Here is a 234-nt window from a genome sequence, read left to right as displayed (position 1 = left end):
TCGTTAGTAACGGCGAGTGAACGCGATACAGTCCAAACCGAAGCCTTCGGGCAATGTGGTGTACGGACTACCCATAACGGACCTGGATCATACGTGAAGTCTCCTGGAACGGAGCGTGATACAGGGTGAAAACCCCGTAACGTATGAACCAGATCCCGGGGTTGTTCCAGAATAGCGGGGGTTGGATATCCCTCGTGAATTTCGCAGGCATCAACTGCGAAGACTAAACACTCC

1 rRNA gene is annotated in these 234 nt (G+C 52.6%); it reads left to right on the top strand.

The features are described from left to right. Positions 1-234: ribosomal RNA gene (locus C457_RS20760) — 23S ribosomal RNA — on the top strand; the annotation flags it as partial.

Source organism: Haloferax prahovense DSM 18310 (assembly GCF_000336815.1).
Taxonomy (GTDB): Archaea; Halobacteriota; Halobacteria; order Halobacteriales; family Haloferacaceae; genus Haloferax; species Haloferax prahovense.
The sequence above is the reverse complement of the archived record's forward strand: the minus strand, read 5'-3'. Positions and strand labels throughout refer to the sequence as shown.